Here is a 21,968-nt window from a genome sequence, read left to right as displayed (position 1 = left end):
ACCCCAGCCGAAGGACTGTTCCCATGCAGCACAGGACACTTGGTCAGCAGGGCCTGACCGCGTCGGCGATCGGCTACGGCGCGATGGGCGTCTCCATGGCCTACGGCCCCAGCGACGAACAGGGTGGCATCAAGGCCATCCAGCGCGCCCACGATCTCGGCGTGACGTTCTTCGACACCGCCGAGCTGTACGGCTGGGGTGACAACGAGAAGGTCGTCGGCCGGGCCGTCGCGGGCTTCCGCGACGAGGTCGTGATCGCGACGAAGTTCGGCTTCACCCGTCAGGGCGGCCTCGACAGCCGCCCCGAGCACATCCGCGACGTCGCCGACGCCAGCCTTCGCCACCTCGGCGTCGACCACATCGACGTTCTCTACCAGCACCGCGTGGACCCCGCCGTGCCCATCGAAGACGTCGCGGGCGCCGTGAAGGACCTGATCGACGCCGGCAAGGTCACCTACTTCGGCCTGAGCGAGGCCGGCCCGCAGACCCTGCGCCGCGCCCACGCCGTCCAGCCGGTCTCCGTGCTGCAGACCGAATACTCCCTGTTCGAACGCGACGTCGAGCACCTGTTCCCCACCCTGCGGGAACTCGGCATCGGCTTCGTCGCCTACTCCCCGCTCGGCCGCGGCTTCCTCACCGGCACCGCCAGGCCCGCCGCCGAGTACGACCCACCGGACATGCGCGTCTACGACCCCCGCTGGCGGCCGGGCAACTTCGAGAAGAACCTCGAAGCCGTCCGGCGCCTGCGAGAACTCGCCGCCACCAGGGACATCACCGTCGCGCAACTGGCCCTGGCCTGGCTGCTCAGCCGTGACGAACACATCGTGCCCATCCCCGGCACCCGCAACATCGACCGGGTCGAGGAGAACACCCGCGCAGGAGACATCACCCTGACCGAAGCCGACCTCGCCACCATCCACGAGATCCTGCCCACGGGCGGATTCGGTGCCCGCTACATGGATTCGCTGATGCCCACCTGGACCTGAGGCGGGTGAACTACAGGCGGCTCACCAGGCTGGCCGCCGTCGCCCGGACAGCACCGGCCACGTCCTGCTGACGCACCTCGGCACCGCCGACGAACACCTTCTCGACGTTGCCGGGGTGCGCCGCCGTGACGACCGCCGCGACCGGATCGTGGGTGCCGACGAGGTTGATGTCGTTCGCCCGCAACACCACCAGGTCCGCGTGCTTGCCCACGCCGAGCGACCCGATCCGGTCCGCCATGCCGGCCGCCGCCGCGCCCTCGATGGTCGCCATCCGCAGCACGTCGGCGGGAGTCACGTGCACACCCTCGCTCATGTGCGCCGACAGCAGGGTCGCTCGCATGACCGAGAACATGTCCCCCGCCACCGCCGTCACGGTGTCCGTGGCGAGACCGGTCAGCACGCCCAGACCGCGGGTGCGGCGCACCATCGGCCCGCCGTGGCCCATCAGCGCCTCCAGCCCCGGTGCGATCGACACGCCCGCACCGGCCTCGGCGACCAGCTCGAGCTCGCCGTCAGGAAGCCCGTTGCCATGCACGAACGTGATCTCCGAGTGGAGCAGCCCCCGTTCCCGCAACGCCGTCATCGGCTTCTCCTGCCCGGCGATGTGCACCATCACCCGCAGCCCGAGCGACGAGGCGAGCCGCCACACCTCCTCGACGACGGCCATGTCGGAGAACGACGGCCCGAGCGGCGCCAGCGCGACCTCGACCACCCCACCGGCCAGCGCCGCGGCACGCGTCACGTCCTCGGCCACCATCCCCGATGCCTCGACCGGCTGTCCGTACCCGTGCATCGCCCGCACACCCGACGCGCGCAGCCCCCGCACCGCCGCCTCGGCGTGCTCGAAGGTCGGCGAGAACGAGTAGTCCAGCACCGTGGTGACCCCGGACGCGAGGCACTCCAGCCCACCGGCGAGGTTGCCGATCTCCAGGTCCTCTGGCGTGAGCACCCGCTGAATCGGCCAGAGCAGCTTGTCCAGGTACTCCCTCAGCGTCATGTCGGCGCAGAACGACCGCATCAGCCCCTGCCACAGGTGCCGGTGCGTGTCGACGAAGCCCGGCAGCACGATCCGGTCCGTGCAGTCGATCACGGTCCCCGCGGTCAGCCCGGCCCCCACCGCGGCGATCCTGCCGTCCGAGATCAGCACGTCCGTGCCCGGCCGGATCGTCACCGGGTCGGTGTCGATCACCAGCGCGTTGCGCAGCACCACGTCCACGGCATCCCCCTCGCTTGAAAGCTTTCTTAAAAGCTATCACGATGTGCAATACCCTCCGACCTGTGACGGATCGAGTGGATGACCTGATGACCAAGTGGCGGGCGGAGCTGCCGGAAGTCCTCGTCGACAGCACGGAGTTCGGCAAGCGGGTGATCCTGCTGGCCGCCGCCCTCAGCGAGGCCACCCGCGTCACGGTGTCCGGGTTCGACCTGACCGGCGCGGACTTCGACGTGCTCGCCGCCCTGCGCCGCAACGGCAAGCCCTACCGGCTCAAGGCGAACGAGCTCAGCCGCTCCCTGCTGCTGTCGACCGGCGGCACCAGCAACGTGGTCAACCGCCTCGTGAGCCGCGGACTGGTCGAGCGCGAACCCGACGAGTCCGACGGTCGCAGCACCTACGTGCGCCTCACGCCGCGCGGCAAGTCACTGGCCGAAGAAGTCACGCTGACGAACACCAAGGCCCACGAGAAGGTCCTCTCCGCCATCCCCGCCGACCTGCTGGAACGGGCCACGACCGCGATGCGCGAGGTGTTCGCCCACCTGCCGGAATAGGCCGGGCAAAAGCCGGCCAAGTATTTTGTGTTATCGCCGGGCGCCGGGGACATCTCCTGGTCAGACAACCCTGGACCGGCAAGTGAGGTGGGCATGGCGGCACCCGAGGAACCCGGCGTCGCGACGGTGGTGGCCGCGCGCGACGGCGACCAGCGCGCGCTCGACGACCTGGTGACCGGGTACCTGCCCCTCGTCTACAACATCGTGGGACATGCGCTCGGCGGTCACGCGGACACCGACGACGTGGTCCAGGAGACCATGCTCCGGGCCGTGGACGGTCTGGCCGCACTGCGCGATCCCGCCGGGTTCCGGTCGTGGCTCGTCGTGATCGCGATGAACCAGATCCGGCAGCGCCATCGCGAACGTCAACGCGTGCCGATCACCGGTCCGGTGCCCGACGACGTCGCCGATCCCGGCGCGGACTTCGTCGACCTCACGATCATGCGCCTGCACCTGTCGGGGCAGCGCCGCGAAGTCGTCGCGGCCACCCGGTGGCTCAGCGAGGACGAGCGCGAGCTGCTGTCCCTGTGGTGGCTGGAGGCGGCCGGGCGGCTGACCCGAATCGAGGTCGCCAACGCGCTCGAGCTGACCCCGCAGCACACCGCCGTCCGCGTGCAACGGGTGAAGGCCCAGCTCGACGCCGCGCGCATCGTCGTCCGGACGTTGGAGAGCACGCCGCGCTGTCCCGAGCTGGCCGACGTCCTCGCGGACTGGGACGGCGATCCCAGTCCGTTGTGGCGCAAGCGGATCGCCCGGCACAGCCGCAGCTGCGTCCGATGCGAACGGTGCGGGTACGACCTCGCGGCCGTCGAAGGACTGATCGCCCGGCTCCCACTGGTGCCGCTGCCCGCCGCGTTCGGATTCGAGCACCCCGCGCTCATCGGCTCGCAGGCGACCGTCTCCCCCGCCGCCGCGAGCAGCAAGTTCGGCCTGTTCCTCAAGGGTTCGCTGGCGAAACCCCTCGCCGCCGCCGCAGCCGCGGTAGTGGCCGCAGGCATCGTCGTGGCGGTGCTGCCCTCGGGCGAGGAGCCGCGCGCACAAGCGATCACCGTCACCACCCAGAGCACGATCACACCTGCTCCCCCGTCGTCGGCCCCTTCCTCGGCACAGCCAACGTCAACGTCGGCGTCCCCCACTGCCGCGCCCGCGATTCCCGTTGCGGCGCCGGCGAAGAAGGGCGTCAGCACCTGGAACTTCGACGGCGTGGGCAAGGCGCTCACCGACGTCCGGGCGGGGTGGTACTACAACTGGGCCGCGCACCCCGACGGCATCGCCACGCCGCCGAACGTCGAGTTCGTGCCGATGATCTGGGGCACGAAGTTCACCGACGACGCGACCCTCGCCCGCGCGAAGGCGAACGGCAAGGTGCTCCTCGGCTTCAACGAACCGGACTTCCCCAGCCAGGCGAACATGACGCCCGAACAGGCGCTCGACCTGTGGCCGAAGCTGGCGGCAACCGGGCTGCGACTCGGCAGCCCGAGCGTCGGGCACAGCGGCGACAAAGCCGGCGGCTGGCTGGACCGGTTCATGACCGGTGCGGCACAACGCGGTCTGCGCGTCGACTTCATCACGTTGCACTGGTACGGCTCGGACTTCAGCGAAGCAGCCGTCGGCCACCTGAAGAACTACCTCGACGCGGTGCACGCGCGGTACGGCAAACCGGTGTGGCTCACCGAATACTCGCTCATCGACTTCTCCAGCGGCACGCCGCGCTACCCGACCCAGGCACAACTCGCGGCCTTCGCCCGCGGCTCCAGCGCGATGCTGGAAAGACTCCCGTACGTCGAGCGCTACGCCTGGTTCGCCCTGCCCGCAGACAAGCCTGGCACCGGGCTCTACGCCCCCGGCGGCACCCCGAACCAGGCAGGCCAGGCCTACCGCGACGCGGGCTGAGTTCCCCCGCCCCAGTCCTGTTCCCCCTTGTCCGAAAGGACTTTGCCATGCCCAACGTCCTCCCCACGCGGTGGCGTATTCGCATCGCCGTGCTAGCCGCGGTCGGCATCGCCGCCTCCGCCGTGACCGCGAACGCGATGATCTCCGGCCCCGAGCCGGATCTGCTCTCGTCGACCACGATCACGACCACGAGCTCGGCCTCCTCGTCCGAGGCAACGAGTGACACGACCGTCCCGCCCCCGTCGGCCAGCACGCCCGTGCCAACGGAAGAAACCAAGGCCGCGGTGCCGCCGAACGCGGTGCGCGTGGCCGAGTTCGTCGCCGAGTGCCCGTTCACACACCGGCTGCCGGACGACCCGATCGTCTTCCCGAAGCTCGCCGGTGTCTCCCACCTGCACAGCTTCTTCGGCAACGTCTCCACCAACGCCCAGTCGGACATCAACACCCTGAGCAAGGCGAGCAGCACGTGCAGCCCCAAGGTCGATCTCTCGTCCTACTGGGTGCCCACGCTCCTGGTCGACGGCAAGCCGGTGGAGCCGACCGGCACGACCTTCTACTACCTCGGCGAGGGTGTGCGCCCCGACGTGACCGCGCGCATCCAGCCGCTGCCGTACGGACTGCGGGTGGTCGCGGGCAACGCCAAAGCCACCGCACCGGACGCCAGCACGATGTCACGCTGGTCGTGCCTGCACGCCGGTCACGTCGGGGCCTCCAAGGACTTCGTGAACTGCCCGGCGGGCACGATGATGGAGTCCTATCTGGACTTCCCGCAGTGCTGGAACGGCAAGGACCTCGACTCCGCGGACCACAAGAGCCACATGTCCTATCCGGTCGACGGCGGCTGTCCCGCAACCCACCCCGTGCCCGTGCCGAAGCTGCGCCAGGTGCTGCGCTACCCGGTGAGCGGCGACCCGGCGCGGTTCAAACTCTCGTCCGGCCCGGGGTACACGATGCACGGCGACTTCTTCAACGCCTGGCCGCAGGCCGAGATGGCACGACGGGTGCGCGACTGCATCAACCCGATCATCAAGTGCGGGCCGGACGGCCGACCCTAGTGAGGATCCTCGCCGCAATCCTCGCCGGCGCGGCGGCCCTGGCGGTGGCGACGGGCTGCGGCACGGCGCCACCGGCCGAGCCGACCACCACCGACCTGACCGCCACCGACCTCGCCTTCCTGGACCTGGTGATCCCTCAGAACGAGTCCGCGCTGGCCGCGATCGCCTTGGCAGCGGGCAAACCCGGCTCCACGCTGCGCCAGGTCGAGGCCGGCTACCGGGAAGAACTGGTACAGGCCGAAGAACTGCTCGCCAAGGCAGGCAGACAGGAGAGCGACCAGCACGACGGCCACGACATGCCCGGCATGATCACGGCCGCCGAGCTGAAGGCGATCGAAGACGCCCAAGGCACCGACTTCGACCGGCAGCTGAAGGCGTTGCTGCGCACCCAGTTCGAGGAAGCACGCACCGTCGCCCGCGCGGAACTCTCGTCCGGCACAAGCAAACCGGTGCTCGAACTGGCCTCACGCATCGACCGCACCCGAGCGGAGTTCTCGGCACTCCTGGACGCTTCGTGATCCGCACTACGACCCGAGCAACCCGGCAAACGCCTTGGCGAACAGGTAAGCATCCCCAGGCCACCGCGCCGACACGTAGTTACCATCCCGCACAACGAACGCCGGCGTGTCATCGCTGGCCGTGCCACGACGAGAAAGCTCGACCGGCCCGCGCTCGAACACCGCCCCAGCCGCCATCACCTCGTCCTGCACGTAGGCGGGATAGGTCCGGTAGTACCGGCCACGCCGCCAAGCAGTGAGAAAGTAGGCCGTCCGTTCCATGTACTTGGGCAGACACGTCGTCCGTCGCCCAGCGAGCAGGCTACGGCCCGTTTCCCGGTCCGCAGACCGAGCCAGCACCAGCACGCCATGGCAGATGGCACCCACCGGCCGGCCCAGCGCCCAGAACCGGGCCACCTTGTCCTGCAACACGGCCGAACCCAGATACTGGCGCATCCCGGGTGCGTGACCCCCTGGCAGCACAAGCCCGTCATACTCCGCAGGCTCGACCGCCGCCCACGCGATGGGCGCGCGGTACTCCGCGGCCTCGGTGAGCTGCGAGTAGAAACGCTTGGGCTCCGCCTCCGCGCCCAGCTGTCCGAAAAGGACACCGGTGAGAAGAAGGGGATCGGCCTGCGCCGGACGAGAGCCGTGCTCGGTCGCGAACACCACCTCGTGGCCGGCATCGGTCAGCACACGCCACGGCACAGCGACCTCGGTGACGTCGAAGTCGCGATCAGGCAATGGAATCAGGACTCGCATGAGACCCGATCATTCCCCAACATCCGCCCAGAAGGACCGCGGACTGGCGCCGATCGGGCAAAGTCTTGCGTCCAACGCGGCCGCCGGCCTGTTTCCGCGACCAGTGATGGCACTCTGAGCCCCAGCTGATCGAGGAGGCAGGCAGGTGAACGTGCGCGACGAGGCACTGGTCAGATCGCTTTACGAACTGCACGGCAGAGCCCTGCTCTCGTACGCGATGCGGCTTTCCCAGAACCGCCGGCTGGCCGAGGACGTGGTGCAGGAGACGCTGGTCAGGGCGTGGCGGCAGCCGCACTCGCTCGGCGACAGCAAGGCGTCCGCGCGAGCTCAGCTGCTCACCATGGCGCGGACCATCACAGGGCACCGAGGCGCATCGCGAACGCGACCGCGTGGGCGCGATTCTGCAGTTCCAACCGGCTCAGCAGCCGCTGCACGATGTTCTTGATGGTGCGCTCGGAGTAAGCGAGGCTGGCCGCGATCTCCGCGGTGTCGAGCCCGTCGGCGATCAGTGAGAGCACGTCCCGCTCCCGAGTGGACAGCAAGGCCGAGCCCGGCGCCTTCGGGTGCAGCGTCCCCGCCGCCGACCGTTCGAGCTGGGTCATCAGACGGGTGATCAGATCGTGCCTGGTGTGACGTCCCGCCAGCGCCTGATCCATCGCGGCGCCCAGGCTGGCGGCGTCCACCGCCGACCGGGACAACACCGAGACGACCCGGCACTTCACGATCTTCACCAGATCGTCCCCGGTCAGCCTGTCCGCGACGAGGACGATCACCGCGGACGACGACCGCGCCACGCGGGACATGAGGTCGTGCGAGTCGTCGTCGACGTCCTTCGCCACGACGACGGCCACCCGCGCCTCCAGCAGTCCGTCCGCGGGCAGCACCCGGTATCCCGGTTCCGCCCGCAGCAGGTGCTCGACCCCGAACACGATCAAGGGGTCCGTCGAGCAGACGGCGACTGTTGCCTGTTCCACGCTGGTTCCTCACGACACTGCGTCGACTGCCGAAGAGACCAGGGTGACCGAGCGCCCTTTCCGAAGTCTGTCCGCGCGTTTCAGTTGGCGAACAGGCGCAGGACAAGCACGTTCAGTTCGCTGGCAGAGACGGGTGCGGTTCCACCTGCTGCGCCGCTTCCAGCGAACGGATGGCGAGCACGACGTGATCCCTGAAGCAGGGCGAATCGGGCTCACGCAGCGCCTCGACGGACGCGCTGAGGCCGGCCAGGAGGTACAGGTCGGCAGGCTCGTTCGCCTGGTCCAGCTGGTCGCAGCGCTCGGCGAGCACGTCGGCCAGCACGCCGGCGAGCAGGCGCAGCGGATCGACCGGTCCGACGAAGGTCACGAATGGTGGTGGCATGTCCGTCCTCCTGCCACCACCGTGCTTGAGCAGCACAACGAGCGCCATAGAACCGCGCGAGCTGTGTCCTTTCAGCCCCACGATCTGTGCGTGCGGGGCAACCAGGAGAAGAAGACATGCAGACCACACGAGTGTCAGTGCACGCGCCCGACCCGATCACCCACGCGGGGCTGACCGCGTTCCTCGGCTCACGACCCGAGTTCACCACCGGAGAACCGGCGGGCGGGTGCGACGTCGCGGTGCTGGCGGCCGATCGGGTCACCGCCGAGGTGCTGACAGTGCTGCGCCAGTGGTACGACGACATCAGGGTGCCGGTCGTGCTGATCATCGACGACCTCTCCGACAGCGACCTGCTGACCCTGGTCGAGTGCAAGGTGGTCGGCCTGCTGCACCGCCGTGCGATGACCGGTGACCGGCTCGTCTCGGCCCTGCTCACCGCCGCCCGCGGCGGCGGGATCATGCCGCCGGACCTGCTCGGCGAACTGCTGCGGCACGTCGAGCGCCTGCACCGCGAAGTGCTGGCACCTCGTGGCCTCAAGGCGGCCGGGTTGAGCACCAGAGAGATCGAACTCCTGCGCCTGATCGCCGACGGCTGGGACACCAACGACATCGCCGTGAAGCTCCGCTACTCCGAGCGCACCGTCAAGAAGATGATCTACACGATGACCAGCAGGCTGAACCTCCGCAACCGGGCGCACGCCGTCGCCTACGCGTTGCGCTCAGGCAGCATCTGAGTGACCCATCACGATCAGATCAGCGCAGCCAGCGGCGTGGCATCAGGCCGTTCGGGCAACAGCCCCAACAGATCCCCGAGCCCCTCCGAGCCGCGCAGCAACGCGTGCAACGCAGCCAGATGCACCGGATCGGCGATCTGCTTCGCCGCCTGCACCGCCTCATCGAGCCACAACAACCCGTCCAGTGCGACCAAGTGAGCGGCGGCCACAGCAGTGCGAACCGGGCCGGCCCGCCCGGCCACCTCGCGGAAACAAAGAACCGCCGCCTCAGCCCGGCCCTGGCGCAGCAGAAGCAGCCCGAGCAGGTTCGCCGCCGCCGCACCGAGGTCATCGGCGGCGAGCTCACGTGCCTGCGCGCGGACCCGGTCGAGCCGGGTGGCCGCGGCGACAGGATCGTCGGCGAGGTCGAGGTAGGCGAGCCGCAGCTCGGCGTAGCCGCACTTGACCGGGGCGAACGAGGCGCGCGCGACGTCACGGGCCCGCGTCCACCTCGCACGGGCCTGCTCGCGGTGCCCGCTGAGCTCCTCGGCGTCACCGAGCCGCAGGTGGGAGTAGACGATGCCGAACGGGTCGCCGAGCGCCTCGAAGAACCGCAGGTTCGACGTCGCCGCCTCGACGGCCGCGGCCAGGTCGCCGTTGCGGCGGTGCTGTTCCGACCACAGGGCGTCGAGCACGCCGCGCACCCACGGCTCGTCGTCCAGGCCGGCGATGGCCGCTTCGGCTTCCTCCAGCACCTCCTGCGCCTCGGCACCCGGTCGTTCGTAGACGGCGACCGCCGCCACCGACGGCAACGCGATCCGCACGGCAGCGGGGTTCTCGCGGTAGAGGTCGCGGACGCGTTGCACGGACCGCCACGGATCCGGGTGCGCGCCCGACATCAGGCCGAGATAACCGTGCCAGCCCAGCACGATGGCGAGCGGCTGGTCGAAGCCGGGGACCGGTGCGGCGTCAAAGCATTCCACCGCGCGGCCGAGCCAGTGCGTGCCCTCCGCCTCGCGGCCGCTGATGTGCCAGAAATAGCCGAGCCGGCTGTGCAGGATGATCGCTTTGGCACCCTCGCCGCGGTCCAGCAGCCAGGCCGTGACGGCCCGCAGGTTCGGCAGCTCGGGCAGCATCCTGACCATCAGCTCGTGCTGCCGCGGTCCGGTGAGGCCGACGTCCACCTCGTGTGCCAACGCCAGCATCGCCTCGGCGTGCCGGGCGCGGAACACGCTGGTGTCCGTGGTCGACTCGGCGTAGCCGCGCACGGTGTCCAGCAACCGGAACCGGTCATCGGGGCCGGGAACGACGAGCGACTTGTCGACGAGTTGCGCGAGCAGGCCGACGGTGGCGCCGCACACCCGTTCGGCGTCGGCGAAAGTGCACCCGTCGCGGAAGACCGAAAGCCCGGCGAAGACGGCTTTCTCCTCCGGCGTCAGCAGATCGTGGCTCCAGGCCAGCACCGTGCGCAGCGAGTGGTGCCGGGCGGGCGCGTGCCGGGAGACGTTCGCGAGATCGTCCAGTTTGGACTCGATCTGGCGCAGCGAGAACAACCGCGTGCCCGCCGCGGCCAGTTCGAGCGCGAGCGGCAACCGGTCGAGCCGGTCGCAGAGCTGCGCCAGCACCTCGTCGTCGGGTACCGACGGCGCGCGGTCGCGGAAGAGCCGCACCGCCTCCTCCAGCGCGAGCGGCTGCAACGACGCCACGCGCTCGCCCTCGACGTTGAGCGGCTCACGGCTGGTGGCGAGCACGGTCAGCCGCTCGCACCGGCCGAGCAGCAGGCGGATCCCGGCGGCCGCGTCGTCGATGACGTGCTCGCAGTTGTCCAGCACCAGCAGCACTTCCCGGTCCCGCAGGTACGACAGCAGCCGGTCGCCCTCCTCGAACCCCAGCGTGGTCGCGATCGCGTCCAGCACGCTCGCGTCACGGGCGAGCGGCGCCAGCTCGACCAGCCACGCCCCGTCGCGGTAGTGGTCGCGCAGCTGGTGGCCGAGCTCGCTCGCGGTCCGCGTCTTGCCGACGCCACCGGGTCCGGTGAGGGTGACCAGGCGGTGCTCGGCGAGGAGCCCTCGAACGCCGGCCAGATCCGCGTCGCGGCCTATCAGCGTGCCGATCGGATGCGGCAGATTCCCGGTCGGGCGACCGGGATCATCGCGCAGCAGTTCCAGGTGCAGAGCGGCGATGTCGGGCGCGGGATCGGCACCAAGCTCGTCCGCGAGCCGTTCGCGCAGCTCCGCGGACACGGCCAGGGCTTCCGACCTGCGGCCGGACCGGAGCAGCGCGGTCATGAGCTGGCCGCTGAACCGCTCCCGCAACGGGTGCGCCGCAACCAGTCCGGTCAGCTCCGGCACCAGCGCCTGGTCGTGGCCCAGCGCGAGTTCGGCGTCCACCAACGTCTCCAGCGCGGTGAGCCGCACCTCGTCCAGCCGCGCCAGCCACGACTCGGCGAAGTCGTAGCGCACCGGCTCCTGCCACAACGCGAGCGCAGCGCGAATCACCCGCGCGGCCTCTTCGTACTGCTTCCCGGCCGCAAGTCGCTGTCCGCGTTCGCATTCTTCGACGAACACGTCGGCGTCGACCTCACCGGGCTCGGCGACCAACCGATATCCGCCGTGCTGCGACACCAGCCGTTGTTGCGGCAGCGCGGCCCGCAGCTTGGCGATCTGCACGTGCAGCGCGTTCGCCGGGTCCTTGGCGCTCTGCCCCGTTTCGAACAGCCGCTGCGGGCTCACCACACCGGGCCGCGCGAGCAACAGCATCGCGAGGATGGCGCGGGCCCGGCCGCCAGGTAGCGCGACGGGCACGCCGTCGTCGTCGCGCACCTCGACCGGTCCGAGCAGCTGGAAACGCATGCGCCGCAGTCTCTCATGAGAGCGCTCTGACCAACGTTCTCACCGATGCCGATTGAGACGGGAACTGGCGTGTTCCTCGAAGCACCCCAACTCGCCCTCGAATCGGGAACTTCCGGGCAACCCTGCGGAAACGCCCGGCCGCAGCGCCCTCGCCGACGTGATGGTGGAAAGACACCGCCGAGCCAGACCCTCGGCACACCAACACACCCTGAGAAGGAACACATGGCAGGCACCGCAGACCTCTTGTTCGCCACCATGCCCGTACCCGGCCACGTGGTGCCGCTCCTCCCGATCGCCCGCGCTCTCACCGCCCGCGGCCATCGGGTGCGCTGGTACACCGGGCGTGTCTTCGCCGACCGGATCACTGCGGTCGGCGCCGAGTTCGTCGCGATGGATCCGTCGATCGACCACAACGGACGCAACGTCGACGAGCTCTTCCCGCAACGGGTGAAGCTCAAGGGTGTCGCGAAGTTGCGGTACGACATGAACGCGGTGTTCCTCGACCCGATTCCCACCCAGGTCACCGGCCTTCAGCGCGTCCTGGCCGAGCGGCCGGCCGACCTCGTGCTGCACGACACCGCGTTCGTCGGGGCGGCCCTGCTCGAGCCGCTCGGCGGGCCGCGGGCGGTCAGCGTCGGGGTGACGCCGATGATGCTGCCCGCGCCGGACGTGCCGCCGTTCGGACCAGGCCTCAAACCAGGCAGCGGACCCCTCGCCAAGGTGCGGGACCGGGCCGTGCAGTTCCTGCTCGACAACGTGGTGTTCAAACCGGTGCAGGAGCACCGCGACCGGATTCTCGCCGCCCTGAACCTCCCGAAGGGCGAACGCGGCCTCGCGTCCGTGTCCGCGCATCTCCACCTGCAGAACGGTGTGCGCAGCCTGGAACACCCGCGCAAGCACATGCCGGCGCAGGTCGAGTTCGTCGGCGCGCTCGTGGACCCGGTCACCGGCGCCCCGTTGCCGCCCTGGTGGGACCGGATGATCGGGCGAGGCCGGCCGGTCGTGCACGTCACGCAGGGCACGGTCGCCGACACGGACCTCGGTCAGCTGGTGCTGCCGACGATCCGGGCGCTCGCGGACGAGGACGTCACGGTGGTCGCGAGCACCGGCTCGCACGCGGTGGGATCGTTGCCCGCCAACGCTTTCACCGCACCGTTCCTGCCGTACGACCGGCTGCTCCCGGTGACCTCGGTGATGGTGACGAACGGCGGCTTCGGCGGTGTGCAGCTGGCGCTCGCGCAGGGTGTGCCGCTGGTCGTCGCGGGGATGACCGAGGACAAGCCCGAGGTCGCCGCACGGGTCGAGCGCTCCGGTGCCGGGCTGAACCTGCGCACGTCCACTCCGTCCGAGAAGGCGATTCGCAAGGCGGTGCGCAAGGTTCTCGACGGCGAGACGTTCCGCTGGCGGGCGGAGCGGCTGGCCGTGGAATACAGCGGCCACGACGCGGGTGCCCTCAGCGCGGACCACGTCGAGCGTCTGGTGGGTGTGCGCGCATGAGGCTCGTGCTGGGCGTGATCGTGTCCTCGACCGGGCTCACGATCGGGCAGCTGGTGCCGATCCAGCTGCTGCTCCTGTTGCGCGTCGACCAGCTGACCGACAATCCGGCGCCCGTGCTGGGCCTCGTGACCGGTGTCGGCGCGGCGGTCGCGCTGGTGCTCAACCCGGTCGTCGGCCGGATCACCGACGCCACCGCGATGCGGTTCGGCAAGCGCCGCACGTGGTTGCTGTTCGGTGCGTTGACGACCAGCCTCGCTCTCACCGCGCTCGGACCGGCGGACGAGGTGTGGCAGGTCGTCGTGCTGTGGAGCCTGGTGCAGGCGCTCGGCAACTTCCAGGCCGTGGCCACGTCCGCGCTCTTCGCCGACCAGGTCGAGGAGTCGAAACTCGGGCGGGTGTCAGGCCTCAACAGCCTGCCGATGCTGCTCAGCCCGGTGATCGGGCTGCCGCTGGTCGGGTTGCTGCCGCCGGGATCGGCGCAGCAGTGGTACCTGATCGCCGGTGTCGTCGCGGTCGCCGGGCTGTTCGCGGTGTTCCTGATCCGCGACACCCCCGCGGTGACCCGGCCGAAGATCCCGTTCTCCCAGACGTTCTGGCTCAGCCCGCGCAAGCACCCGGCGTTCGCCGCCGCGTGGTTGCTGCGGTTCCTGACGACGTGCAGCCTCGCCACGATCGCGCTCAGCGGCGCGTTCCTGGCCGAGAAGTTCGACTTCACCCCGGAACGCACCACCGAGGCGATCACGCAGATCGTGCTGTTGTCGACGATCATCATCGTGATCGTCGGCATCGGCTCCGGCTATCTGACCGACCGGATCCGCAAGCAGAAGCCGGTGCTCGCGCTCTCGACCGCGTTGTGCGCGGCCGGATCGATGTTCGTGGCGCTGGTACCGACCTACGAGCTGGTGCTCGTGGGCGTGGCGGTGCAGTCGGTCGGGATCGGCGCGTTCCTCGCGATCGACTTCGCGTTGTGCGTGCGGTTGCTGCCGAACCCGGCGAACGCGGGCAAGGACCTCGCGATCTTCGGGCTGGCCGCGACGCTGCCGCAGTCACTGGTCCCGCTCGCCGCACCGATCCTGTTGCCACTGGGCGGGTTCACGCTCTTCTACGGCCTGTTCGCGGCCGCCGCGCTGGCCGGGTTGCCGGCCCTGCGGAAGATCCCCGAACTGGACCGGATCGAAGCCCCGGCCGTCCTGAACCATCACGCATCCACTGTTGGGAACTGAAATGAAGAGAACTCTGACTGTCGTGTTCGCTGTCCTGGCCACGCTGGGGAGCGCTCCCGCAGCGCAGGCCACCCCGCGTGCGTCGCTCGTCCTGCTCGGCGACTCGTACGCATCGGGCACCGGCGCCGGCGCCTACCAGGACGGCACCGCCGGCAACTGCTGGCGCAGCACCAATTCCTATGGCGAACTGGTCGCCGACCAGCTCCGCACGCAGGGCCGGCTCCGGTCGTTCGTCAACGCGAGCTGCAGCGGCGCCACCACCGCCGACCTGTCCCGTCCGTTCAAAAACCGCCCCGCCCAGCTGGACTCCCTGCGGCGCAACACCAATCTCGTCCTGCTCACCGCGGGCACCAACGACATCGGCTACGCCACCTATGGCGGCCAGTGCATCCAGTCCGACTGCACCGGCGCCCCCACCCAGGCCGTCCTCGCCAAGCTCCCCCAGATGCGCGGCAACGTGACCGGCCTGCTGACCGAGATCCGCAAGCGCAGCCCGTACGCCCGCGTCATCGTCGTGGGCTACGGACGCCAGGTGTCCACTTCGGACAACCCTCCCGGCGCCACCCTCGACCCGGTGTGCGGCAACGGCATCCTCACCGCCGCGGAACGCCGTGAGGGCAACGAGGTGACCGAGGGCCTCGACGCCACCCTGCGTCTCGCCGTGGCCGACGCCCGGCGCAAGTACGTGAACGTCACGTACGCCAGCCCCTTCGACCGGCCTGACCTGTTCGACGGTCACGCGTTGTGCGAGGCAGGGTCGCCGTTCCTGCGGGGGTTCGACGCACTCGCGCCGGGGCAGGAGGGACCGGAAGCGGTGTTCCACCCGAACCAGCAGGGCCAGGCAGCACTGGCGGCCCTCGTCCGGGCCTGAGGCCGCGGGGTCAGACGTCCGCCGGACGCGGCCAGCCAGGCACGGGTGCCGGGTCGTACTTGCCGTCGGTGTCGCAGACGTACGAGCCGGCGGTGAGCACTTCGGCACCATCCGGCTGCCACGCACGACAACCGCCCAGGAGGTCCCAGATCACGACAAGACCTGGTTCGTAGCTGATCTCCACGACCTGCGGGTGATCAGTCCACTCGACCCTCATCGGTCCGCGATCCGGCGGGATGTCCCCCTGGCCCCAAGGCTCCCACAGGGTGCTCAGCTCGGCCTCGGTGGCGTTGTGAATCCAGAACTCGCTCACGGTGCTCTCACCGGGAAGCGGCGCATCGGCGGCGGAGTCCACCACCACGATGCGCCCGCCCGGCGGGGTCGACAGCGAGATCCACCCGCTGCCGATGGTCAGGTCGGCGAACCCCGACCACGTCCAGTCGACCACGATGTCCTGGCCGGGCACCAGCGAGCGGCGCAGGTCCGCCTGCTCGGCGATGATCTCCACGGGTGACTCGTGATCGTTGGTGAGCGTGAACCTCATCTGCCCGACGTTACCGGGAATCGCCGGGGCCAAACGCCGATTCAGCCCGCGACGGACAGTGACTACCGCTACGGTGGGTAGGTGCTCACAGCGTGGGGGCTGACCAAGGCCTATGAAGGCCGCACCGTCGTTGATCAGGTGGGCTTCGAGCTCCAGCCCGGCACCGTGACGGCCTTTCTCGGGCCCAACGGTGCCGGCAAGTCGACGACCCTGCGGATGATCACCGGACTGACCCGGCCGGACCGCGGCCAGGCGATGATCGCGGGCCGCGCGTTCACCGCGTGGCCCAACCCGTCCCACGTGGCCGGCGTGCTCCTCGACGCGGCCGCCGTCCACCCAGGACGCAGCGGCCGAGGCCATCTGCGCATGGCAGCGACACTTTCCGGCGTGCCCGGCCGCCGCGCGGACGAGGTGCTGGAGATGCTGGGCCTGGCCGACGCGGCCACCCGCAAGATCGGCAAGTACAGCCTCGGCATGCGGCAGCGCCTCGGCATCGCCCACGCCCTGCTCACCAACCCGCCGCTGCTGGTGCTCGACGAGCCCATCAACGGTCTCGACCCGGAGGGCATCCGCGCGGTGCGCAACCTGTTGCGGGGACACGCCGCCAAAGGCGGCACCGTGCTGCTGTCGAGCCACGTCCTGTCCGAAGTGGACCAGACAGCCGACCGGGTGCTGGTGATCGGCAACGGCCGCATCGTCGCCGACGGCCCGCTGGCCAGCCTGACCACGTCCTCCCGCTCCCTGGTGCGCGCCAAGGACATGAACCGCCTGGCCGAGTCCCTGCAGCGGGGCGGCATCGCCATCCAGCCGGCACCGGACGGCTTCATCGCCGCGCACGCCCCGGTCGAGCAGGTCTCGACCGTCACCTTCAGCGCGGGCATCCCGCTGCTGGGCCTGCGCGAAGAGCAGATGAGCCTCGAAGACCTGTTCTTCCGTCTCACCAGTGGAGGCAGGCCATGACCCCCGGCTACCCGCCCCAGACCGTCCATCCAGGACAGCCCGTCCAGCACCACAACCACCCGCCCGCCGTGGTCAACGCCCCGTGGGCAGCCCGCGCGGCCCAGGGTTCGCCGTTCTGGCGGCTCGTGGCGGTCGAGCTGCGCAAGCTCGTCGGCACCCGGTCGGACAAGCTCGTGCTGGCCTTCTCCCCGATCTTCCTGATCGGCCTGATGATGCTGTTCACGCTCCCGCAGACGAACCTGTCGAGCGCGGGCAAGCAGATCAGCCCACTGCTGATCGTGGTCCAGCTCGGCCTGCTGCTGGTCTTCTCCACCGTGATCAAGCTGGTCGCGGGCGAGTGGCAGTACAAGAGCGTGCAGCCCACGTTGCTGGTGCAGCCCTCCCGAATGCGCTACTTCCTGGCCCAGGGCACGGTTCTCGCCGGCGTGTGGCTGGTGTGCTCGCTGTTCACGTTCATCGCGTTCCCGATCCTGATCAAGACCGCCGCGAACGGGAACAACCAGAACTACCTGCTGGGCATGCGACCGGGCTGGGTGCTAGGCGTGACCATGCTGGCCACCGCGCTGGTGCTGCTCACCGCGCTGATCGTCTCGCTGCTCGTCCCGAACACGGGCGGCTCGCTGACGGTGTTCTTCATCGTGGTGCCGATGCTGGCCGTCGCCCGGCTGAGCCTGCCGGAGGTCTTCGGCCTGATCTACCCGCTCGAACCCGCCTGGCACCTGGCAGGACAGGGCACGGGCTGGGTGCAGACGATCTCCGCGTCACTCCTCTGGCTGACCCTGCTCGGCATCGCACTGCTCCGGCTCCAGCGCCGCGACGCCGGCTGACCGCCCGCGCTCAGCGGGCCCGGCTGCCACCGTTCTCGTCGATCAGCGGCAACACCTTCTCCGCCGCCTCCGTGGCCCTGGGGCAGAAGTCCCGCAGTGCCCGGTCGATCGGCTGGTCGACGTCCTGGTCGCGCAGCCCGTCGGCCTCCTCGAAGTTCATCGAGGCCTCGACCTCGAACGGAAGCTCGGAACCGGTGTCCACCGTGACGGTGCAATGGTCGTTCACCTCGCCGGTGACCATCGTGGTCGCGTAGTAGCGCTCCAGCAGGATCGACCGCTGAAAGTAGTGAGGGGTGACGCGATCGCCGTTCCAGGCGTCGACGAAGTGCTGGGCCTTCGACTTCCGCCCGGCACCAGGACTGAACAGCCTGATGGCGAGGACACCCCAGTCCTCCCGCGCGAGGCAGCTGCCGCCCATACCGGTGACCGGCTTCTTCGCCAGGCCGAGCAGCGACTGCAGGTTCGGCGGCAAGGTCTCGCACGTGCTGTCGAAGACCTCTGGCCGAGCGAGGTTGAAGTCGAGGTTGTCGTACGCGATGGCCTGCGGATCCAGCTTCGGCCCCGGCGAGCCCATCGGCGGCTCCGGCGGAGCGGTGCAGGCCGTGAGGGCCGCGATGGTGGCCAGGAGTGCGGTGAAGCGAGTCGCGCGCGTGCCCATGTAGATCAGTTCAGCACATCCGGGATGTTCGCGTGCCGATTTGGGGCAGGTCACCAGGTGCACGACCGGGTGACCTGTGGTCAGGACGCGGGTGGCTCGTACCGGATGGGCACACGACGCTTGCGCCGCCCGCGGTCAGGCCACACCAAGCGCGCGATGCCGGCCCACGCGATGATGAAGACGACCGCGAAGACGAACGTGCACAACCAGCCCAGGAAGACCTGGGACCGCACGTCCGGCTCCAGCGACCTGCCCCGCCGCGTGGTGTGGACGCCGTACTCCTTGCCGACGTCCTCGGGCGCGAGCCAGCCCGTCACGGTCGACGTGCTGGTCGCTCCGCCCGACCTGACCCGGATCGCGGCCTCGCACTCGTAGTAGTAGCCGAAGCCCCGCCACGCCACCGGGCCATGGCGTTCGCAGGACCGGGCTACCGCCACCAGTGTGGCCTTCTGCAGGTCGCCGGGCTCGATCCTGTCCCAGAAGTGGTTGAAGATCGTCGCGCCGAGCAGGTAGCCGAGGAACGGGATGATCAGGGCGACGAGGACGCGGCGGAGAACGTGCACTCGCCGCGTTCCTCCTTCTTCTCGTCCTCCCGCAGTTCGCGCCAGGACTTCCAACCCACGTCCCAGGGTCGCCTGTTGCTCAACGCGACCAGAGGCTAGCGGACCGCGGTACTCCGCACAGGCTAACCGCGCCATTCGGCCGTTCAGGTGACAGAACGTTCAGCGTTGAGTCGGTCTCGCAACTGCTCGTCCCGGCTGCGTGTTTCGCGCCTCAGGCGGTGACGGCACGTCAACCTTGGTACAGGTCCGGCGCGTCCACGGACAGGGAAGTAGCCCAACGGCAGGAACGAGGTCGCGCTCCCACCAACCGACAATTGTTGCGCAGAGACTCGAAACAAAACACCCCGAGACGCGACAGAACTGTCTTGCGAAGGACGATCGGGCAGACTTCCGGACAACTCCTTGTCGTGATCGCGTGGTCACATTACGTTGCGGTACATGGGCTTCGTGCGCAAGCTGTTTGTGACATCGGTGGCCGTGGTGATGATCGGCGCTGTCGTCACGGAAGTCGAACCACCGGTGGTCACCGCGGCAGCCGCCGGAGCGACCGCCTCCGTGTCGGCGGACGGCACGTTCACCGTCACCTTCTCCCAGCCGTCGCAGAGATTCGGCGGCCGGGTGAGCGGGCCGGTGAGCGGGATCTCGCAGGCGTCCGGCACCGACCGGATCGGCAGGTACACGGAGATCAGGTTCGCCTACTCCGGCCGCACCGCGGGCATCCGGACCTACCCCGGCACCTCGGTGGTGCTGTTCACCACCACCTACGGCGGACCGAACACGGACGCGTTCCCCACCTTCACGACCTACCCGCGCCTGCCGTACCAGCAGACGTACACGAACTGCTTTGGCCGCAGCCAGTTCAACACCACGACGAACGCGGGCGACAGCCCATGGCTGTCCTTCGACGGCAACGCGGAGGGCTTCCTGCTCTCGCCCGCGTCCCACTTTCCGGTCGCCCGTACGTGGCGCGCCGGAGAAGGCGCTCTCGCGTCGGGTATCGATCCGGCGATCAGCACGGTTCCCGCCGGGACGACGCAGCAGACCCTGCTCGTCGCGAGCCGCGGGATCAACGCGGCGTATCGCACCTGGGGATCGGCGTTGACCGCGCTGCACGGCAAAACCCGGCCCGCCAACGACGCGGACGTCACCCTGAACAAGCTCGGCTACTGGACCGACAACGGCGCCACGTACTACTACCGCTACGACCAGAACCTCGGCTATGCGGGAACATTGCGAGAGGTCAAGAAGAGCTGGGAGGCCAAGGGCATCCCGATGGGATACCTGCAGCTGGACTCGTGGTTCTACCCCAAGGGGCCCAACGCGCGGTGGGAGGACAAGGCCGGCGGCGCATACCGCTACGAGGCCTCACCCGAGCTGTTTCCCGGCGGACTGCGGACGTTCGCGGATCAACTGGGCGCACCGCTGGTCACCCACGGGCGGTGGATCGACCCGGCGAGCCCGTACAACGCGGAGTACGCCAACTCCGGCAAGGTCGTCACGGATCCGGCGTTCTGGGACGACCGGATGCGGTACCTGGCCGCGAACCGGGTGGCGACCTACGAGCAGGATTGGCTGTGCAGCAACGCGCAGCCGGCGTACAACCTCACCGACCGGGACGCCTACCTGGACAACATGGCGCGAGCGGCGGCCAGGCACGGACTGACGGTGCAGTACTGCATGCCGTTGCCGAGGGACATCCTGCAGCAGTCCAAGTACTCCAACGTGACCACCACCAGGGTGTCGGAGGACCGGTTCGAGCGAGGCAAGTGGGATCCGGCCCTGTACGGCTCGCAACTGGCCGCGGCGGTAGGAACCTGGCCGTGGTTCGACGTGATGGCGAGCACCGAGACCAGGAACGTCGTCCTGGCGACACTCAGCGCGGGGCCGGTGGGGGTCGGCGATCCGATCGGCGGTGAGAGCGCTCCCAACCTGGTGAAGGTGGCACGACCTGACGGCGTGATCGTGAAGCCCGACGCGCCGCTCACGCCGACGGACGCCACGTATGTCGGCGAGGCGGCGGGGAGGAAGCCTGGGATGGTGGCGGCGACGTACACCGACCACGGGCCACGACGGACCGCGTACGTCTACGCCTACGGCCGCGATGTTCCGATTCCCACGCCGGAGACCGTTTATCAGGCCGAGGACGCGAAGGTGTCCGGTCCGACGTTCAGCACGGAGTACGCCGGCTACACCGGGCGCGGCTACGTCGATTTCCAGCACGACAGCGGCGACTACGTCGAATGGACGGTGCAAGCACCCGAGGAAGGCACCTACACGCTGCTCTTCCGTTACGCCAACGGGGGAGGCCACGAGCGAGCCGGTGACGTCGCCGTCAACGGCACGAGCACCGGGCAGCCGCGGTTCGCGGCATCCGGTGGATGGTCGGACTGGGTGGCCGAGTCGGCGGTGGTGCGGCTGCGAGCCGGGGCGAACACCGTTCGCCTGAGCGCGACCGGCTCCGGTGGCGGCAACATCGACTACCTGGGCGTGAGCGCCGGGGTGGTGAATCCTGGTGGGCGGCAAGATGTTTCGTTCACGCCGAGCACGCTCGGGGTCAACGGTCCGGCCTACGTCTACGACTACTTCGCGGGTACGGGCCGGGTGGTCGCGCCAGGCCAGAGCTACACCGACGCACTTGACCGGACCGGTAGCTACTACGTCGTCGCACCGATCAACCAGATGGGCATCGCCTTCCTCGGTGATCAGGGGAAGTTCGTGTCGATGGGGCGCAAGCGGGTCACCGAGGCGACCGGCAGCCTGTACTCGGCGTCCTTCGCGACGGGCGAGCGGGAGGTCACCATGCACGGCTACGCCGAACGCCCGGTGGCGGTGCAGGCCGTCAACGGTGGTGTGAGCGGCCTGACGTACGACCCGGTCAGCCGCCGGTTCTCCTTCCGGGTCAGCCCGGGGAAGTCCGCGACAGCCTCGTTCATGATCAGGTGAC

21 protein-coding genes are annotated in these 21,968 nt (G+C 69.4%); 13 read left to right on the top strand and 8 right to left on the bottom strand.

Annotation, left to right across the window (positions count from 1 at the left end; translation table 11 throughout):
• Positions 1-23: 23 nt before the first annotated feature.
• A complete protein-coding gene (locus ACIA8G_RS27190; RefSeq protein ID WP_396421489.1) occupies positions 24-986 on the top strand; it encodes an aldo/keto reductase in 963 nt (320 codons plus the stop codon).
• 10 nt (positions 987-996) lie between these two features.
• On the opposite strand, the gene ACIA8G_RS27185 is transcribed toward ACIA8G_RS27190, so the two are convergent.
• On the bottom strand, positions 997-2,202 hold the full coding sequence (locus ACIA8G_RS27185; protein WP_396421488.1) for an amidohydrolase family protein: 1,206 nt from the start codon (positions 2,200-2,202) through the stop codon (positions 997-999).
• Between the two features lie 62 nt (positions 2,203-2,264).
• Between ACIA8G_RS27185 and ACIA8G_RS27180 the strand changes: the two genes are divergently transcribed.
• From ACIA8G_RS27180 to ACIA8G_RS27165, 4 genes are all read left to right on the top strand, one after another.
• Positions 2,265-2,753 carry a MarR family winged helix-turn-helix transcriptional regulator gene (locus tag ACIA8G_RS27180; RefSeq protein WP_396421487.1) on the top strand — a complete coding sequence of 163 codons (489 nt, stop codon included), beginning with the start codon at positions 2,265-2,267 and terminating at the stop codon, positions 2,751-2,753.
• Positions 2,754-2,846: 93 nt separating this feature from the next.
• The gene (locus tag ACIA8G_RS27175; RefSeq protein ID WP_396421486.1) at positions 2,847-4,646 is read left to right on the top strand and encodes a sigma-70 family RNA polymerase sigma factor; all 1,800 of its coding nucleotides are present in this window, start codon (positions 2,847-2,849) and stop codon (positions 4,644-4,646) included.
• A 47-nt stretch (positions 4,647-4,693) separates the two neighbouring features.
• Positions 4,694-5,701 carry a DUF1996 domain-containing protein gene (locus ACIA8G_RS27170; protein WP_396421485.1) on the top strand — a complete coding sequence of 336 codons (1,008 nt, stop codon included), beginning with the start codon at positions 4,694-4,696 and terminating at the stop codon, positions 5,699-5,701.
• The gene (locus ACIA8G_RS27165) at positions 5,701-6,219 is read left to right on the top strand and encodes a DUF305 domain-containing protein (protein ID WP_396421484.1); all 519 of its coding nucleotides are present in this window, start codon (positions 5,701-5,703) and stop codon (positions 6,217-6,219) included. Before ACIA8G_RS27170 ends, ACIA8G_RS27165 begins: the two co-directional genes overlap by 1 nt.
• A 6-nt stretch (positions 6,220-6,225) precedes the next feature.
• Here the strand turns inward: ACIA8G_RS27165 and ACIA8G_RS27160 are convergent, their stop codons facing one another.
• Positions 6,226-6,960, bottom strand: a complete 735-nt coding sequence (locus ACIA8G_RS27160) for a type 1 glutamine amidotransferase domain-containing protein (RefSeq protein ID WP_396421483.1) — start codon at positions 6,958-6,960, stop codon at positions 6,226-6,228.
• A gap of 145 nt (positions 6,961-7,105) precedes the next feature.
• On the opposite strand from ACIA8G_RS27160, the gene ACIA8G_RS27155 reads away from it, so the two are divergent.
• Positions 7,106-7,405, top strand: a complete 300-nt coding sequence (locus tag ACIA8G_RS27155) for a sigma factor (RefSeq protein ID WP_396421482.1) — start codon at positions 7,106-7,108, stop codon at positions 7,403-7,405.
• Here the strand turns inward: ACIA8G_RS27155 and ACIA8G_RS27150 are convergent.
• Together ACIA8G_RS27150 and ACIA8G_RS27145 are read right to left on the bottom strand one after the other, a co-directional pair.
• Complete coding sequence (locus ACIA8G_RS27150; RefSeq protein ID WP_396421481.1) at positions 7,314-7,934, bottom strand: response regulator transcription factor; 621 nt, start codon at positions 7,932-7,934, stop codon at positions 7,314-7,316. The two genes, ACIA8G_RS27155 and ACIA8G_RS27150, sit on opposite strands and share 92 nt — an antisense overlap.
• Positions 7,935-8,046: 112 nt before the next feature.
• Entirely contained in the window at positions 8,047-8,316 is a 270-nt protein-coding gene (locus ACIA8G_RS27145) for a hypothetical protein (RefSeq protein ID WP_396421480.1), read from the bottom strand.
• 116 nt (positions 8,317-8,432) lie between these two features.
• On the opposite strand from ACIA8G_RS27145, the gene ACIA8G_RS27140 reads away from it, so the two are divergent.
• Positions 8,433-9,050, top strand: coding sequence for a LuxR C-terminal-related transcriptional regulator (locus tag ACIA8G_RS27140; protein WP_396421479.1), 618 nt, complete (start codon positions 8,433-8,435; stop codon positions 9,048-9,050).
• A gap of 14 nt (positions 9,051-9,064) precedes the next feature.
• On the opposite strand, the gene ACIA8G_RS27135 is transcribed toward ACIA8G_RS27140, so the two are convergent.
• The gene (locus ACIA8G_RS27135; protein ID WP_396421478.1) at positions 9,065-11,881 is read right to left on the bottom strand and encodes a BTAD domain-containing putative transcriptional regulator; all 2,817 of its coding nucleotides are present in this window, start codon (positions 11,879-11,881) and stop codon (positions 9,065-9,067) included.
• A gap of 222 nt (positions 11,882-12,103) precedes the next feature.
• Here ACIA8G_RS27135 and ACIA8G_RS27130 point away from each other — a divergent pair, with 222 nt between their 5' ends.
• From ACIA8G_RS27130 to ACIA8G_RS27120, 3 genes are read left to right on the top strand one after another with little or no spacing between them, the layout of a single operon-like run.
• On the top strand, positions 12,104-13,378 hold the full coding sequence (locus tag ACIA8G_RS27130; protein ID WP_396421477.1) for a glycosyltransferase: 1,275 nt from the start codon (positions 12,104-12,106) through the stop codon (positions 13,376-13,378).
• Positions 13,375-14,601, top strand: a complete 1,227-nt coding sequence (locus tag ACIA8G_RS27125) for an MFS transporter (protein WP_396421476.1) — start codon at positions 13,375-13,377, stop codon at positions 14,599-14,601. The genes ACIA8G_RS27130 and ACIA8G_RS27125 overlap by 4 nt, the downstream gene beginning before the upstream one ends.
• Before the next feature lies 1 nt (position 14,602).
• Complete coding sequence (locus ACIA8G_RS27120; protein ID WP_396421475.1) at positions 14,603-15,472, top strand: SGNH/GDSL hydrolase family protein; 870 nt, start codon at positions 14,603-14,605, stop codon at positions 15,470-15,472.
• A 10-nt stretch (positions 15,473-15,482) separates the two neighbouring features.
• Here the strand turns inward: ACIA8G_RS27120 and ACIA8G_RS27115 are convergent, their stop codons facing one another.
• Positions 15,483-16,016, bottom strand: a complete 534-nt coding sequence (locus ACIA8G_RS27115; protein ID WP_396421474.1) for a hypothetical protein — start codon at positions 16,014-16,016, stop codon at positions 15,483-15,485.
• A gap of 81 nt (positions 16,017-16,097) precedes the next feature.
• Here ACIA8G_RS27115 and ACIA8G_RS27110 point away from each other — a divergent pair, with 81 nt between their 5' ends.
• Together ACIA8G_RS27110 and ACIA8G_RS27105 are read left to right on the top strand one after the other, a co-directional pair.
• Entirely contained in the window at positions 16,098-16,976 is an 879-nt protein-coding gene (locus tag ACIA8G_RS27110; RefSeq protein WP_396421473.1) for an ABC transporter ATP-binding protein, read from the top strand.
• The gene (locus tag ACIA8G_RS27105) at positions 16,973-17,803 is read left to right on the top strand and encodes a hypothetical protein (protein ID WP_396421472.1); all 831 of its coding nucleotides are present in this window, start codon (positions 16,973-16,975) and stop codon (positions 17,801-17,803) included. The genes ACIA8G_RS27110 and ACIA8G_RS27105 overlap by 4 nt, the downstream gene beginning before the upstream one ends.
• Positions 17,804-17,813: 10 nt before the next feature.
• On the opposite strand, the gene ACIA8G_RS27100 is transcribed toward ACIA8G_RS27105, so the two are convergent.
• Positions 17,814-18,461, bottom strand: a complete 648-nt coding sequence (locus tag ACIA8G_RS27100; protein WP_396421471.1) for a hypothetical protein — start codon at positions 18,459-18,461, stop codon at positions 17,814-17,816.
• Positions 18,462-18,541: 80 nt separating this feature from the next.
• A complete protein-coding gene (locus tag ACIA8G_RS27095) occupies positions 18,542-19,024 on the bottom strand; it encodes a DUF6346 domain-containing protein (protein ID WP_396421470.1) in 483 nt (160 codons plus the stop codon).
• A gap of 438 nt (positions 19,025-19,462) precedes the next feature.
• Here ACIA8G_RS27095 and ACIA8G_RS27090 point away from each other — a divergent pair, with 438 nt between their 5' ends.
• Positions 19,463-21,967 carry a CBM35 domain-containing protein gene (locus tag ACIA8G_RS27090; protein ID WP_396421469.1) on the top strand — a complete coding sequence of 835 codons (2,505 nt, stop codon included), beginning with the start codon at positions 19,463-19,465 and terminating at the stop codon, positions 21,965-21,967.
• Position 21,968: the final 1 nt, after the last annotated feature.

This window comes from Lentzea sp. NPDC051213, from assembly GCF_044455585.1.
Lineage (GTDB): Bacteria > Actinomycetota > Actinomycetes > Mycobacteriales > Pseudonocardiaceae > Lentzea.
The sequence above is the reverse complement of the archived record's forward strand: the minus strand, read 5'-3'. Positions and strand labels throughout refer to the sequence as shown.

Coding starts and splice junctions, on each gene's coding strand:
- ACIA8G_RS27140 (WP_396421479.1), top strand. CDS start 8,433: ATGCAGACCACACGAGTGTCAGTGCACGCGCCCGACCCGATCACCCAC.
- ACIA8G_RS27135 (WP_396421478.1), bottom strand. CDS start 11,881: ATGCGTTTCCAGCTGCTCGGACCGGTCGAGGTGCGCGACGACGACGGC.
- ACIA8G_RS27120 (WP_396421475.1), top strand. CDS start 14,603: ATGAAGAGAACTCTGACTGTCGTGTTCGCTGTCCTGGCCACGCTGGGG.
- ACIA8G_RS27090 (WP_396421469.1), top strand. CDS start 19,463: ATGGGCTTCGTGCGCAAGCTGTTTGTGACATCGGTGGCCGTGGTGATG.
- ACIA8G_RS27115 (WP_396421474.1), bottom strand. CDS start 16,016: ATGAGGTTCACGCTCACCAACGATCACGAGTCACCCGTGGAGATCATC.
- ACIA8G_RS27170 (WP_396421485.1), top strand. CDS start 4,694: ATGCCCAACGTCCTCCCCACGCGGTGGCGTATTCGCATCGCCGTGCTA.
- ACIA8G_RS27160 (WP_396421483.1), bottom strand. CDS start 6,960: ATGCGAGTCCTGATTCCATTGCCTGATCGCGACTTCGACGTCACCGAG.
- ACIA8G_RS27100 (WP_396421471.1), bottom strand. CDS start 18,461: ATGGGCACGCGCGCGACTCGCTTCACCGCACTCCTGGCCACCATCGCG.
- ACIA8G_RS27105 (WP_396421472.1), top strand. CDS start 16,973: ATGACCCCCGGCTACCCGCCCCAGACCGTCCATCCAGGACAGCCCGTC.
- ACIA8G_RS27130 (WP_396421477.1), top strand. CDS start 12,104: ATGGCAGGCACCGCAGACCTCTTGTTCGCCACCATGCCCGTACCCGGC.
- ACIA8G_RS27125 (WP_396421476.1), top strand. CDS start 13,375: ATGAGGCTCGTGCTGGGCGTGATCGTGTCCTCGACCGGGCTCACGATC.
- ACIA8G_RS27175 (WP_396421486.1), top strand. CDS start 2,847: ATGGCGGCACCCGAGGAACCCGGCGTCGCGACGGTGGTGGCCGCGCGC.
- ACIA8G_RS27190 (WP_396421489.1), top strand. CDS start 24: ATGCAGCACAGGACACTTGGTCAGCAGGGCCTGACCGCGTCGGCGATC.
- ACIA8G_RS27145 (WP_396421480.1), bottom strand. CDS start 8,316: ATGCCACCACCATTCGTGACCTTCGTCGGACCGGTCGATCCGCTGCGC.